Annotated in this window: 8 protein-coding genes and 2 pseudogenes; 2 read left to right on the top strand and 8 right to left on the bottom strand. The window is 71.2% G+C overall.

Features of this window, described 5'->3' with window-relative positions:
* Positions 1-4,665: DUF7507 domain-containing protein (locus tag ACZ6R9_RS31385; protein WP_465541985.1), on the bottom strand; the 4,665-nt coding region annotated here is incomplete at its 3' end.
* Positions 4,666-5,065: 400 nt separating this feature from the next.
* Between ACZ6R9_RS31385 and ACZ6R9_RS31390 the strand changes: the two genes are divergently transcribed.
* Positions 5,066-5,344 carry a hypothetical protein gene (locus ACZ6R9_RS31390; RefSeq protein ID WP_380488759.1) on the top strand — a complete coding sequence of 93 codons (279 nt, stop codon included), beginning with the start codon at positions 5,066-5,068 and terminating at the stop codon, positions 5,342-5,344.
* Between the two features lie 125 nt (positions 5,345-5,469).
* Here the strand turns inward: ACZ6R9_RS31390 and ACZ6R9_RS31395 are convergent, their stop codons facing one another.
* Positions 5,470-5,817 carry a hypothetical protein gene (locus tag ACZ6R9_RS31395; RefSeq protein ID WP_380488760.1) on the bottom strand — a complete coding sequence of 116 codons (348 nt, stop codon included), beginning with the start codon at positions 5,815-5,817 and terminating at the stop codon, positions 5,470-5,472.
* 112 nt (positions 5,818-5,929) lie between these two features.
* Positions 5,930-6,508 (bottom strand): TetR/AcrR family transcriptional regulator, encoded by a 579-nt coding sequence (locus ACZ6R9_RS31400; protein ID WP_465541988.1) that lies wholly within the window; start codon positions 6,506-6,508, stop codon positions 5,930-5,932.
* Between the two features lie 131 nt (positions 6,509-6,639).
* Between ACZ6R9_RS31400 and ACZ6R9_RS31405 the strand changes: the two are divergent.
* Positions 6,640-8,041 (top strand): annotated as a pseudogene (locus ACZ6R9_RS31405) (amidase).
* A 49-nt stretch (positions 8,042-8,090) separates the two neighbouring features.
* Here the strand turns inward: ACZ6R9_RS31405 and ACZ6R9_RS31410 are convergent.
* The 5 genes and pseudogenes from ACZ6R9_RS31410 to ACZ6R9_RS31430 all read right to left on the bottom strand — a co-directional run.
* A pseudogene (locus ACZ6R9_RS31410) lies at positions 8,091-9,343 on the bottom strand (MFS transporter); the annotation flags it as partial.
* A gap of 9 nt (positions 9,344-9,352) precedes the next feature.
* Positions 9,353-9,787 (bottom strand): hypothetical protein, encoded by a 435-nt coding sequence (locus ACZ6R9_RS31415; protein WP_380488763.1) that lies wholly within the window; start codon positions 9,785-9,787, stop codon positions 9,353-9,355.
* A 158-nt stretch (positions 9,788-9,945) separates the two neighbouring features.
* Positions 9,946-11,901: a putative Ig domain-containing protein gene (locus tag ACZ6R9_RS31420; RefSeq protein WP_380488764.1), complete on the bottom strand. Its 1,956-nt coding sequence runs from the start codon at positions 11,899-11,901 to the stop codon at positions 9,946-9,948.
* A 559-nt stretch (positions 11,902-12,460) separates the two neighbouring features.
* Complete coding sequence (locus ACZ6R9_RS31425; RefSeq protein ID WP_380487669.1) at positions 12,461-13,042, bottom strand: hypothetical protein; 582 nt, start codon at positions 13,040-13,042, stop codon at positions 12,461-12,463.
* 245 nt (positions 13,043-13,287) lie between these two features.
* Complete coding sequence (locus tag ACZ6R9_RS31430; RefSeq protein WP_380487667.1) at positions 13,288-14,178, bottom strand: NUDIX domain-containing protein; 891 nt, start codon at positions 14,176-14,178, stop codon at positions 13,288-13,290.
* Positions 14,179-14,191 lie beyond the last annotated feature (13 nt).

A 14,191-nucleotide genomic window follows, 5' to 3' on the forward strand; every position in this document is an offset into this window, starting at 1 on the left:
GGCCTGCACATCCGCGGCAGTGATCACATAACTGCCGTGGCACAGCGTGCTCACACCCGGGTTCAACGTCGTCGCGTCACACGTCACCGACGCCACGTGGTCGTCCGCGACCGTCACGTTGTGAACAACGGCCGTCCCCGTGTTGGTGACGGTGTACGTGTACGCCACCGTGTCACCCACACGGAACGGACCAGCAGAATCCGCCACCTTCTCGATCGACAACCGGGCCTCACCCACCACCGGAACCGTCGCCTCGGCCGGCGGGCTCTGCACCGGCTGACCCTCCGGGTCGGCGCCACGCGCGTGAGCCGTGTTCGTCACGTGACCGGCCTGCACATCCGCGGCAGTGATCACATAACTGCCGTGGCACAGCGTGCTCACACCCGGGTTCAACGTCGTCGCGTCACACGTCACCGACGCCACATGGTCGTCCGCGACCGTCACGTTGTGAACAACAGCCGTCCCCGTATTGGTCACCGTGTACGTGTACGCCACCGTGTCACCCACACGGAACGGACCAGCAGAATCCGCCACCTTCTCAATAGTCAGCTGCCCCTCCCCCAGAGCGGGGACGGTCGCCTCGGCCGGCGGACTCACCACCGTCTGACCCTGCGGGTCCGTACCCTCCGCGTGAGCCGTGTTCGTCACGTGACCGGCCTGCGCATCCGCCGCCGTGACGAGGTACGTACCGTGGCAGAGCGTGCTCTGGCCCGGGTTCAGCGTCGTCGCGTCGCACTTCACCACAGCAACGTGATCGTCCGCGACGGTCAGGTTGTTCACAGTCGCCGTACCGGTGTTGGTCACGGTGTACGTGTAAGCAACGGTGTCACCGGCATGGAACGGGCCGGCGGAATCCGCCGTCTTCTCGATCGACAGCAGTGCCTCTCCCACCACCGGGACAGTGGCCTCACCGGGAGGACTCACCACCGGCCGGTCCTCGGGGTCGAGGCCGCTCGCGACAGCGGTGTTGGTCACGTGGCCGGCTTGCACATCCGCCGCCGTGATGACGTAGCTGCCGTGGCAGAGGGTGCTTTCCCCGGCGGGCAGCGTCGTCCTGTCGCACGTCACCGACCCGATGAGGTCGTCACTCACGTCCAGGTCGTGCAAGGGAGCGGTACCCGCGTTGGTCACGGTGTACGTGTACGCCACCGTGTCACCGACACGGAACGGGCCCGCGGAATCGGCCACCTTCTGAAGGGTCAGCACGGCGTCACCCGCGATGTTGATCGTGGCCTCACCGGGCGGACTCTGGACGTCCTGGCCCTCGGGGTCGGTGCCGTGAGCGTGAGCCGTGTTGGTCACGTGACCGGCCAGAACATCGGCGGCGGTGATGATGTAGCTGCCGTGGCAGAGCGTGCTCGCACCGGGGTTCAAGGTCGTGGAATCGCACGTCACCGAGGCGATGTGATCGTCCGTCACGGCCAGGTTGTGCACCGCCGCCGTGCCCGTGTTGGTCACCGTGTACGTGTAGGAGACCGTGTCACCCGCATGGAACGGACCTGCGGAGTCCGCCGCCTTCTCGATGACCAGCAGCGCCTTGCCCAGGACCGGAACGGTCGCCTCACCGGGCGGGCTCTGCACCGTCTGGCCTTCGGGATCCGTACCCTCCGCATGAGCCCTGTTGGTCACGTGACCGGCCCGTACATCCGCCGCCGTCACGATGTAGGTGCCGTGGCAGAGCGTGCTCTGACCGGGGTTCAGCGTCGTCACGCCACACGTCACCACAGCAACGTGATCGTCCGCGACAGACAGGTTGTTCACCGCGGCGGTACCGGTGTTGGTCACCGTGTACGTGTACGAAACCGTGTCGCCCAGGTGGAACGGGCCGGCGCTGGCCGCCGTCTTCTCAATGGCCAGCCCCGCGACGCCGACCACCGGGACGGTCGCCTGACCGGGCGGACTCTGCACCGGCTGCCCCTCGGGGTCGGTGCCGTTCGCGTGGGCCGTGTTGGTGACGTGACCGGTCTGAACGTCGGCTGCGGTGATGACGTAGGTGCCGTGGCAGAGCGTGCTCTGACCGGGGTTCAGCGTCGTCGCGTCGCACGTCACCGGGGCGACATGGTCGTCCGCGACCGTGAGGTTGTGCACCGCCGCCGTACCGGTGTTGGTCACCGTGTAGGTGTACGAAACCGTGTCACCCAGGTGGAACGGGCCGGCGCTGTCAGCCGTCTTCTGGATGATCAGCAGCGCCTCACCCACCACGGGGACGGTCGCGTCGATCGGCGGGCTCTGCACTTCCTGGCCCTCGGGGTCGGTGCCGTTCGCGTGGGCCGTGTTGGTCACGTGACCGGCCTGCACATCCGCCGCCGTCACGACGTAACTACCGTGGCAGAGCGTGCTCTCGCCCGGGTTCAACGTCGTCGCGTCGCAGGTCACGAACGGGACGTGGTCGTCAACGACCTTGAGGTTGTGCACAATTGCGGTGCCCGTGTTGGTCACCGTGTACGTGTAGTTGATGGTGTCGCCCAGGTGGAACGGGCCGGGGCTGTCGGCGATTTTCTCGATGCCGAGCTCGGCGATGCCCACGACGGGCAGGGTCACTTCAGCCGGGGGGCTGACGACCTCGTCGCCCAGCGGGTCGGTGCCTACGGCCTGGGCTCTGTTGGTGAGGTGGCCGAGTGCCAGGTCGGCGTCGGTGACGAGGTAGGTGCCGTGGCAGAGGGTGCTCCGGCCGGGGTTGAGGACGGTGGTGTCGCAGAAGACGTTCGTCGAGTGGTCGTCGGTGACGAAGACCTTGTCGAGGACGGTCTGGCCGGTGTTCGTCACGGTGTACGTGTAGTGCACGGTGTCGCCGACGTGGACGGGGCCCGCGGTGTCCGCTTCCTTCGCCAGGGAGATCGAGGAGGGGCCGATGACGGTGATTGTCGCCTGTGTCTCCGGGGAGTTGACCGGCTGGCCGTTGGCTGTGCCGGACGCGGTCGCGTGGTTGGTCGCTTCTCCCAGGTCCGCGTCTTCCGGGGTGACCACGTAGGTGCCGTGGCACTTGGTGGTGTCGCCGGGGCTGCCGCGGGGGGCGAGGGTGGTGGCGTCGCAGGTGATGTTGGTGATCCGGTCGTCCTGCACGTGGACGTCCGTGATCTCGGTACCGCCTGTGTTGCTGACGACGTACGTGTAGGGGACGGTGTCACCGACGTGGAACGGGCCGGGGAGGTCCACCTGCTTGGTGATGTCGATGCCCGGCGGCGCCACCACCGGGATGTCCTCGGAGGCCGGTGGCGATGTCACCGGGCCGCCGGGGGTGGTTCCGTGGGCCTGCGCGGTGTTGGCGACGTGGCCGGCGGCCGCGTCGGCGGCCGTGACCAGGTAGGTGGCGGTGCAGGTGACTGTCTCGCCCACCTGCAGCGTGCTGACCGGGCAGGTGATCGGGCCCACCTTCGGGTCGTCGACCGCCAGGTTGGCGACCGGGACGTTGCCGGAGTTGGTGACGACGAAGTCGTACTGGACCGGGGTGCCGACCGTCAGATCGGCGGGCAGCGGCCGGTGGGCCTGCTTGACCAGGTTGAGTTCGGGCAGCGCCACGGAGGTGTTGATCACCACGTTGCGGATCAGGTGCACGTCGGTGAACAGGCCCGTGGAGCCGGCGAAGCCGAACTTGTAGGTCGAGGGGACGGGTTGCGGCGCGGGGGTGCTCAGCACCTGGTGCTCGCCCGTGCCGTCGTTGAAGTCGACGCCGATGCTGAGGACCGGGGACGGCGCCGGGGTCAGCTGGACGTGCACCCGGCGGCGGGACGGCTCCAGCAGCGTCTGGGCCTGAGACGGTGTCACATCCGGCGGCAGGGACGTCAGCGGGCCCTGCAACTGGCCGGGCAGGGTGGACGGCCACGGGCCGCTGGTCGAGAAGTTGCTCGTCGTCGCGGTCAGGAAGCAGTAGCCTTCCAGGCCGTCGCCGGGGCCTCGGACGGTGACCATGTTGGGTCCCGGCGCGGGGATGCGGAAGGCGGTGCCGGCCGGGGAACGCTGGCCGGGCGGGCAACCGTTGCCCCGGTGCTCCCAGTCGCCGAAGTAATTGCCGAGCACGTCGAGCCCGACGCCGAGGTAGCCGCTGTCGACGCCGGGCAGGAAGGTCAGGTTCGGGTTGTCGTCGGGCAGCTTCTGCGCGTAGCCGAGGCTGCCGCCGAACGCGCCGGGGTGGGTGAGCGTGACGTCACCGTTGACCAGGAAGAACGCGATGCCGTCGGCCGGGGTGGCGGGCGTGGTGCTGCCGTACTGCCACTGGTCGAAGGTCACCTCCAGACCGGCGCTGGCCGGGAGCGCCTGGTCGAAGAGCACCGCGCCGTTCTGGTCGTTGCTGGCGTCGGTGATCCGCAGGTAGCCGAACGGCGAGCTGTCCAGCGGCGGGACCGGGCCCGTCTGCGGGATCGGGCAGCCGCCCAGCGGGCGGCCGTCCGGCCCGAGGGCCGAGACCGGCGCGCCCGTCAGGCACGCCGCGCCGACGGCGACGAATCTCGGGTCCGCGGTCGCGCCGGTGAAGTCCTCCTGCAACAGGGGAGAACCGATGGCTCGGACACGCTCCGGCGCCGCGGCCCGGTGGTGGGCCGGTGCTGCGGCCTCGGCACCCCAGGAGGCGCTCAGGCCCGCGCCGACCAGGCCGAGAGTGGCTGCGGCGCTGATGAAGCGGGCCGTTCGGGATCTGAGCCGCCCCGGTCCGCGGAAAAGTCTCGTCATGCCCTTGACTATGTGCAGCCACTACCAGCAGTTATCAGTTTGTACTATCAGTGGACCTGTCGAATCGCTCAGATGCGCGAACCGGGGGGCGCGGGGTCCGCCGACACCCTGACCTGGTGTCAGCTCGTCCGGAACGAAGTCTGTCCCGGCGTCAGAACATCTACTGGAGAGCGCCCCTGACGGTGCCCCGGAGGAGCGGGACTCTGCGCCACCCGGGCGAGCACCCAGGGGTGAACCTTCGATCCGCCACTCCCCTTGCGAGCACCGGGCCCAGTGACTCTCCGTGGCGACCACATGGGCGCACCGTCGCCTTGCGGCCCCCTGCGCCCCATGTCGTTCTGGAATCGGCAGGGCCACCAGCGTGCCCCGCCACCGACCCAAGTTCTCGGAGGAGATCTTCATGCGTTCTCTCAAGCGTGTCCTGGCCGCCGGTGCCATCGCCGTCCCCCTCGTGATCGGCTGCGCCGGGCTCGCCTCCGCCCACGAAGGCCACGAAGAGCACGAAGGCCCGTCCGCCCACTGGGGGCAGTCCCAGTTCGTCGCCAACGAGGAGGGTGCCGGCCTCGCGGAGAGCTTCTCCGTCGTCGGCCCGGACGGGGTCGAGCACGGCACCCGCTGGATCTGGGCGGGCGACGACGGCGTCTTCGGCTCCTTCACCGAGGCCGGCGCCCACTTCTAAAGGCTGGCCTCGGGCCAGGTGGCCCGGCATCACACACACATCGACCCGCGTGTCACGGCCTCGGCCGGGCGACCGCGGGTCGATGCGCGTTCCGGGGCGGGAGCCGGGCCGGCTCCGACGGTGATTCAGGAACCCTGGTCCGCCTCGGTGGTCTCGGCGGCCCCGGCGCCGGAGAGGTGCAGCGTGAACGGCGAGCCGTTCGCCGTGGGGTTCCAGCCCTGGGCGCGGGCGGTGCGGATGCCGTGGGCGACTTCGCGCGGCAGGATCAGGTCGGCGGGGGTGAGGTCGGGGTGGAGGCGGGCCCGGCGGCCGGTTTCGACGACGAGGGTGGTTCCGGGGTGGGCCGCGTCCTCGGCGACGTAGCCGAGGGTGCCGCCTTCGTAGTCGCAGCACAGGTGTCGCCGACTGGCGTGCCAGCGGTATGCGGTGCCGTCGACGACGATGCGGCGGGTGCCTTTCCTGGCGAGTGCCATGGTGGCGCCTTTCGACGGAGGAGGGGTCTCGGGTCCCCGGACAGTGTCCGGGGCGGGCGCGCCGGTGTCACCGGGTTTTCCGCAACGGCGGTGCGGTGGCGGGGATTTGGTGTCACTCACCCCAGAGGCGGGACAGCTGGGTGTGCAGCAGGTGTTCGGCTTCTTCGGGGGTGCGGTGGCCGATCAGGACGTGCGCGGTGAGGCCGTCGGTGAGGGCGAGGAGGGTGCGGGCCTCGTGGGTGGGGTCGGGGAGGTCGCCGGCGGCGGCGATGAGCCCGGTGAGCAGGGTTTCCAGGTCGGTGTAGCTGGTGCGCAGGCCGGCGGCGAGGGCGGGGTTGACGGCGGCGGCGGCGAGGAAGGCGATCCAGGTGCGGGCCTGGGCGCGGTGCTGGGTCTGGAGCAGGGCGAGTTCGCGGGCGAGGTGGCCGACGGTGCTGGCCGGGGACTGGGCGGGGGCGGCGCGCAGGCGGGCGTGGGCCCGTGCGGTGACCTGGTGGCCGATGTGGGCGAGGGCGAAGTGCAGCATCTCGTCCTTGGTGCGGAAGCAGCGCTGGACGGCGCCCATGGAGACCTGGGCGCGGGCGGCGACATCGCGGAGGGTGACGGCTTCGAGGCCCTGTTCGTCGATCAGGGCGCAGACGGCGTCGGCGATCTGACGGCGGCGTTCCTCGTGGTCCACCTGTTTGGGCATCGGCTGCGGCCTCCCGTCGATTTTATTCGATGCGAGTGTATCGGTTCACGGGCTAGAGTGCGGCTCGGTTCCGATGCAACCGCATCGGAAAAACCCTTGGAGCATCTCGAAGGCCCAGGAGGACCGGATCCATGTGGAAGCTTTCCGCCACCGCTCTCGCCACTGCCGTCCGCAGCGGCGAGGCGTCCGCGCTCGATGTGATGGATGCCCATCTCGACCGGATCCGAGGTGAATCCGCGGGTCAACGCCGTCACCCAGCTGCTCGCCGACCGGGCCCGTGCCGGGGCCCGCCTGCTCGACCGGCGCCGCGCCGCCGGGGAGGAGCTCGGCCCGCTGGCCGGGGTGCCGTTCACGGTCAAGGAGTGCATCCGGATCGAGGGGGTCGCGACCACCTTCGGCACTCCGCGCTTCGCCCACCTGGTCGCCCCCGAGGACGCGATCTCGGTGGCTCGGCTGCGCGCGGCCGGGGCCATCCCGCTCGGCCACAGCAACATGCCGACGCTGATCCTGTCCGGCATGCATCCCCGCAGTGAGCTGTACGGCGAGACCCTCAACCCGTGGGACCCGGGGCGCACGCCCGGCGGCACCAGCGGCGGGGACGGGGTGGCGGTGGCCACCGGGATGGCCGCGCTCGGGCTCGGCAACGACTCCGGCGGCTCGGTCCGCATCCCGGCCGTGTTCTGCGGCGTCGCGGCGCTCAAGCCGAGCGCGGGGCGGTTCGCCGCCGACCAGCGCATGCTGGGCCCGGACGATCCCGGGCCGGCCTCCCAACTGCTGGTCCACGACGGCCCGTTGGCCCGGACGGTGGCCGACCTGCGGGTCGCCTTCGAGGCGCTGGCCGGGCCCGACCCGCGCGATCCGCGCACCGTTCCCGCGCCGCTGTACGGCCGTCCGCTCGACGGGCCGCCGAAGGTCGCCGTGGTCACCGATCCCGGCGGGCTCGGCGTCCACCCGACCGTCCGCCGCGCGATCGAGCGGGCCGCCGGGGCGCTGGCGGAGGCGGGGTACGACGTGCGTGAGGTGCCGGACGCGCCCCGGACGGTCGAGGCGTTCGAGGCCTACCAGCAGCTCACCAACACCGAGTTCGCGCCCGCCTGGCCGGCCGTCCGGCAGGTGCTCGGTGAGGGCGGCGACCGCTACATCGGTTTCGCCATGAACAAGGTGCCGCCGGTCGATGCCGCCGGGCTGATCGCCCTGCTGGGCACCTGGACGAACATCCGCCGTTCCTGGGCGGAGTTCATGGAGCAGTACCCGCTGCTGCTCGGCCCGGTCTTCACCGAGCCACCGGTCGAGCCCGGCCTGGAGTCGCGCGACCAGGCGGGGCGGGACCGGGTCGCGGCCGCGATGGCGCTGAGCTCGGTGACCAGTTTCGTCGGCGTCCCGGCGGTGGCGATGCCCACCGGTGTGGGCGAGGGTCTGCCGACGGGCGTCCAGCTCATCGGCCGGCCGTTCCGTGAGGACCTCTGCCTCGCGGCCGCCCAGCACATCGAGGACCGGCTCGGCACCCTCGCCCCCGTCGATCCGGTCTTCTGAGAGGCCGTCGGGCCCCGGCGGGCCGCAACCCGCCGGGGCCCCGGGGATCTCAGGCCCGCCCGCGCACCGCGCCGGTGGCGGCGACCAGGGCGCCGAGCACCGTCGCCGCGACCGGCACCAGCAGCGCCGTGCGGAACACCTCCAACGGGGTCGCGCCGGGAGCCGAGCGCCGCCAGGTTCACGGTGGTGACCGCCGAGAGGCCGAGCGCCGCGCCGAACTGGAAGGCGGTGTTGAGCAGCCCGCCGGCCAGGCCCTGTTCGTCCTCGGCGACACCGTCGGTGGCGGCGATGGTCAGCGGCCCGTACGCGAGGGCGAAGGCGAGGCCGGTGAGCAGCATGGTCGGGAACATCATCGGGTACGTCCAGTCGGCGCCGACCGGGAGGAACAGGCCGTAGGAGAGCGCGGCCGGCAGGAAGCCGCCGAGGATCACCCGGGGGTGGCCGAAGCGGTCGACCAGTTTGGGGGTGAGGGTCGGTGCCAGCACCGAGTCCACGCCGACGGCCAGCAGGGCGAGGCCGGTCTGCGGCGGGGACCAGCCGCGCAGGTCCTGGAGGTAGAGGGTGACGACGAACTGGACGCCGAAGAACGATCCGGCGAACAGCAGGGCGCCGAGGTTGGCCCGCAGGAGGGTGCCGGTGCGCAGCAGGCCCGGCCGGACCAGTGGTGCGGGTGAGCGGCGTTCGATCCGGACGAAGGCGGTGAGCAGCGCGAGGCCGCCGGCCAGGACGGCGGCCGTGGTGGCGGGGCGGGTGCCCGTCTCGCCGAGCCGGACCACGCCGTAGACCAGCAGCAGCATCGCCGCGGTCGCGGTGATCGCCCCGGCGAGGTCGAACCGGCCGTCTGGGGTGCGCTGTGGCGCGGTCTGACGCGGGATCAGCACGGTGGCGGCGGCGAGCAGGACGGCGGCCGGCAGGACGGGGCGAAGAACACCCAGCGCCGGCCGATCGCCGTCAGCAGGCCGCCGGCCACCAGGCCGAGCGAGAATCCGGCGGCGGCGGTGCCGGCGTAGATCAGCAGGGCCCGGTTGCGGCGTGGGCCTTCGGTGAAGGCGGTGGTGATGACGGACAGTCCGGCGGGGGTCATAAGGCCGCGGACAGGCCGGTGACGAAGCGGGCCAGGATCAGCATCCAGCCTTCGGTGGCCAGGCCGCCGAGGCCGGAGAAGAGCACGAAGACGCCGAGCCAGAGCAGGAACATCCGGCGCCGGCCCAGCAGGTCGGCCGCTCGGCCGCCGAGCAGCATGAAGCCGCCGTAGCCGAGCACGTAGGCGCTGAGTACCCAGGACAGTGCGCCGGTGGACATGCGAGTCCGTCAGCGGGTGATGTCCACGTCGACGGTGAAGTCCTGCTGGCCGGGCGGGCAGGGCTTGGCCTCGCCGCAGCTGCTGCGGTGGGCGGTCAGGCGGACGGTGCCGGCGGTGCGGGCGGTGAAGGCGGTGGTGACGGTGCCGCAGCCGCTGCCGGGGCGGCAGGAGGGCGCGGCGGTGGTGGCGGGCTGCCCGGTGGGGGCGAGCAGGCCGGGGTCGGTGCTGGTGGCGGGCGACCAGTAGGTGCTGTGGAGTTCGGTGCGGATGGTGGTGCCGGGCGCGACGGTGATGTGGGTGCGGTCGGCGGATTCGTCCAGTACGACGGGGCCGGGCGCGGGGTGCGCGGCGGGGCTTGCGGTGGTCGTCGTCGATCCGCAGCCGCTCAGTGCGGCGAGGGCGAGCAGGGCGGCGGCGGCGGTCTTGAACGGATTCGGTGTCATGGCTCCGTCTCTCGGAACGGGTCGGGCCGGCGGGTGTACGGGGATGGGACGCGGCGGGGGTCCGGTCGGATCCCTTGGGGCGGGCCCTGGTGCGACGGCGCCGGGGCGGGCCCGTGGTGGGTCCGCCCCGGCGCCCCCTGGGGGAGGCTGGTGCCGCGTCAGGAGACGTTGAGCGCGGTGTCGTCGATCACGAAGCTGGTCTGCAGGGAGGAGTCCTCGGTGCCGGTGAACTTCAGGGTGACGCTCTGGCCCGCGTAGGCCGACAGGTCGAAGGACTTCTGCACGTAGCCGGTGGCGGCGTTCACGTTGGAGTAGGTCGCCAGGGTGGTGGAGTTGGCCTGGACGGTCAGCTTGTCGTAGGCGGTGGTGCCGGTCTCGGCGGTGTCGATGTGCAGCCAGAAGCTGAAGGTGGCCTTGCAGCCGGCCGGGATGGTCACCGTCTGGGAGACGGTGTCGGTGTGGGCGGAGCCGTAGCCGTTCATCCAGGCCTTCCAGGAACCGCTGTGCGCGGCCTGCGAGGTGGAGTTGTCGAGCACGCCGGTGGTGGTGGTCCACGGGGCGGCGGTGCCGGTCTCGAAGCCGGGGTTGCCGAGCAGCTGCGCGGCGGTGCAGGTGCCTCCGCCGGTGCCGGCCTCGGTCCAGCTGAAGGAGGCGGAGCCGGCCGAGCCGGTCGTGTCGGTGGCGGTGACCGTGACGGAGGAGGTGCCCGCGGCGGTCGGGGTGCCGGAGATCAGGCCGGTCGAGGAGTTGATCGACAGGCCGGCCGGCAGGCCGGTGGCCGCGTAGGTCAGGCTCTGGCCGGACGCCGAGTCGGTGGCGTGGATCTGCAGGCTGGCGGCGGTGCCGACGGTGCCGCTCTGGCTGCCGGGGTTGGTCACGGTGACGGTGTTGGCGCCGCCGTGGGTGAGGATGGCGTGCGTGATGGCGCAGGAGTTGGTGTCGTTGGACCAGCTGGCCTGCTCGGCGAAGGTGCCGTAGGAGCCGAAGCTGACGTTGGCGGCGCCGCCGGCGGTGCCGGGCCGGAGCCAGGCGCACTCGTCGGAGTTCTCCTGGCCGTTGTACGAGGAGCCGGAGACGTGGTTGGTCCAGCCGCCGGCCGGGTTCTGGTCGGACATCATCTCGTGCCACTCGTGGCCGAGGGTCATCGTCCAGCCGTCCAGTGTTCCGGGCGAGTTGACGAAGCCGACGCCGCAGGAGGAGCCCATGTCGATGTTGTAGGGCTGGTTGGAGAACGCGATGTCGCCGTACGAGGAGTTGACCGCGCCGCCGGTGAGGGTGGTGTCGCCGTTCCAGTCGTGCCAGGCGCAGTAACCCTGGGTCGGGCTCTGGTAGTTGTCCGGGTTGGTGCCCTTCGGCGACAGGACCACGTAGTAGGCGTCGCGGTTGGCCGCGGCGGTGGTGTTGCCGAAGTGGGCGGCCGCGTTGACGGCCTCCACGCCGAGCTGGTGGCCGGTGGCGGAGGCCGGGGAGGCCGCGGCGTTGTCGTACCAGACGCCGGAGAGCACGCCGCCGCTCTGGTAGGGGATGAACGCGGCGTTCGCCGGGCAACTGACGGCCCCGGAGGCGACGTTCGGGCCGTCGCACCACTGGGTGAGGTCGGCGGACCAGGTCTCGCCGTTGGTGCCGATGCCCTTGAACATGTTCTGCGCGGCCTGCGCGGCGCCCGCCGTGTCGTTGGAGAACGTCAGGTTGCCGTTGGCGTCGGTGCCCTGGCTGCCCCACTGGGTGCCGTAGAACACCAGGTAGACCTTGGAGTGGCCGCTCTGCACGCCGATGCCGTCGACGCCGCCGCCGTACGAGAGGGTCTGCTGGCCGGTGGCGGCGGCCTGCGGCTGGTTCGCGATGCGTTCCTGCTTCTGCTTGGCGTACTGCTTCATGCCCGGGATGGTGCTGTTGGTGAGCGCCGGGCTGAACGGGTTGAACTCGTTGGAGATGCCGCCGGTTCCGGCGGATCCGTGGTGCGCCTGGCCGGAGACCGACGCGGCGGCCGGCCGGGGGGTGGCGGCGTTCGCCGGGGCCGCGGTGGCAGCGAGCCCGGCGGCGGCGAGCGCGAGCGAGGCGGCTGCGGTCAGCGCCGCCATCCTCGAACGCAGGGCGGTGGGGGTCATACCCATGGGTGGGGAGCCTCTCTGCTCCGGCCGCCCGGACCTCGGTGGGGCGCAGTGCGGCCGATATACCTGGGGCGGAGCGGACGGTGGGGCACGACCGGGAACGAGTGCCGTCGCACGGAAATACGCGGTATTCGCATTTCCGGGTGGCAGCAATCGAATTGACGAGCAGTCGAATTGACGGGGCTTCGTCGGGGCCGGTCGCCCGTCTGCGGCCTGAAGCAAAGCAGAGCTGCTGATGAACAGTCAATGGAGCTGGTTCAGGGAAAAATCAGGAACCGGATCTGCGCAGGTGGGGGCGCCTGTCGGCGCAGTGGTTCAACTTCCGTCGGTGTCAACAGTTTTCAAGTTGGCATCCCTGTTCTTGGCTGTTCAGGTGGATTGCAGTACCGCCCCTTTGCGAGGTTTTTGAATTCCGGGCGCAGGACAATGCCCGGCCGCGAACGGGTTTGCCGTGGTCGGGGTCGGCCAGACCCGGCGCCGAATGCCGCGGGGGCGCGGGGCGCGCGGTGTCGCGCGCCCCGCGCCCCCGTGACGGGTGGTCGCGGCTGCTGCCTGCCCTCGGCTACCGGCCGGACTGCGGCTGACCCGACGGGGCGTCGGGCCGGCGGGACTGCACCAGGGCCACATAGCGGACGGTGAACACCATCGGCACGACGAAGCCGGCGATCTGGACCAGCAGGGAGGCGAGCGAGTGGCCGTGGCCCGCGTGGGCGAGCAGGCCCAGGACGACGGCGGTGACCGCGAACGCGGCGGTCCACACCGAGGTGATCACCACGTTGACCCGGATGAACGGCTTGAGCGGCCAGATCTCGGGCGGGGTGCTGCGCTTGGCGATGCCGAGCGTGAACGGCTTGCCGATCAGCAGCGAGGTGCCGGCGATGACGGCGAGGCACGCGGAGGAGAGCGTCGCCGAGTAGGCGCGGACGCCGGAGTGCGGGTCGGCGAAGGCGATCGCGGCGAGCACCGCGAAGAACAGCGCGGAGCCGAGCTCGATGATCAGCGCGTCGTAGGCGGCGCCGGCCCTGCGCTGCTGAAGGATGACGGCCGCGGCGACGACCAGGCCGGCCAGGGCGGCCCACTGCCACTGGGCGGACGGGATCACCGCGAAGACGATCCAGGGCAGGAAGGTGCGCAGGTACGACATTTCGGTGTGGATTCCCCCTCGGTGAATCGGCCGCTCCGGCCGTGCTGCCGGCAAGCCTATCCACTCGGCCACACCAATCACACCAAACGTCCGGATACTTACCATTGGCATGCCGTCAACTCCCTGATCTGCCAAGGAGACCGCGACCGAGCGGTCCGTGACGGTGTGCCAGGAGTCCGGGGCATGGAGAACACCACGGGGATGAACACCTCTCAGCGCCCGGTCGTCGAGGAGGTGCAGGAGCGTCAGAGGTGGGCCAGGTAGTGCGCCAGGTACGGCGGGGTGCGCAGGGCGGGTGTCTCCTCCCGGGGCACCAGCCGGACGGCCTGGCCCTCGCCGAGGACGAGGGCGCCTTCGGGTCCGTCGTAGACGGCGTGCAGCACGACGGTGGTGTCGGCGATCAGCGGGTGGCGCGGCACGTCGAGCGGGCGCAGCGCGGTGACGGTGATGCCGGCTTCTTCGCGGATCTCGCGGGTGGCGCAGTCGTGGGCGCTCTCGTGGCCTTCGCGCCAGCCGCCGATCGGGGCCCAGTGGCCGGGCCAGGCGATGCCGGGGTGGTCGTCGCGCAGGTTGAGCAGCACGCGCTCGCGTCCGGGGGTGGTGACCAGGACGAGGACGCCTTCGAAGGCTTCGGCGGCGGGGTCGGTGTCTTCGGCGTACAGGGTGGTGCGGGCGCGGCGGGCGCGGTCGACGAGCATCAGTCGGCGGTGGTCCTGGGGTCGCATCCGGCTGCGCCAGCGCCACAGGGTGTCAACGGCCCAGTCGGTGTGTGCGGCGGTGAGGCGGATGCGGTGCAGTTGGTCGTCGTCGAGGGTGCCGCCGTCGAAGATGTGGCCGGTCCGGGCGAGTGGCCGGTCGGTGGTGGGGGTGTGGTGCAGGACGGCGAGCAGTCGGCGCCCGCCGGCCGGGTCGAGTCCGAGCTGCTCACGGGCTCTCAACAGGGCGGTCTGCCAAGGGCTTTCGCCGGGTCGGGTGTCGCCGCCGGGCAGCTGCCAGCGGTCGGGGTGCTGGGCGGAGCGCAGGTGGAACGGGTGGCCGTTGCGGTCGGTGAAGTAGAGGGCGCCGTAGCTGCTGGTGAGGGCGGTCCGGCGCAGGTACTGGCCGATGGGTTCGGTGAGGTCGTGGTGTCCGGTCACGGTGTCCCCCTGT

Source organism: Kitasatospora sp. NPDC048662 (assembly GCF_055587065.1).

Bases quoted from the DNA above. Each gene is read 5' to 3' on its own strand.
- ACZ6R9_RS31390 (WP_380488759.1), top strand. From the start codon at position 5,066: ATGCGTTCTCTCAAGCGTGTCCTGGCCGCCGGTGCCATCGCCGTCCCC.
- ACZ6R9_RS31395 (WP_380488760.1), bottom strand. From the start codon at position 5,817: ATGGCACTCGCCAGGAAAGGCACCCGCCGCATCGTCGTCGACGGCACC.
- ACZ6R9_RS31400 (WP_465541988.1), bottom strand. From the start codon at position 6,508: ATGCCCAAACAGGTGGACCACGAGGAACGCCGCCGTCAGATCGCCGAC.
- ACZ6R9_RS31415 (WP_380488763.1), bottom strand. From the start codon at position 9,787: ATGACACCGAATCCGTTCAAGACCGCCGCCGCCGCCCTGCTCGCCCTC.
- ACZ6R9_RS31420 (WP_380488764.1), bottom strand. From the start codon at position 11,901: ATGGGTATGACCCCCACCGCCCTGCGTTCGAGGATGGCGGCGCTGACC.
- ACZ6R9_RS31425 (WP_380487669.1), bottom strand. From the start codon at position 13,042: ATGTCGTACCTGCGCACCTTCCTGCCCTGGATCGTCTTCGCGGTGATC.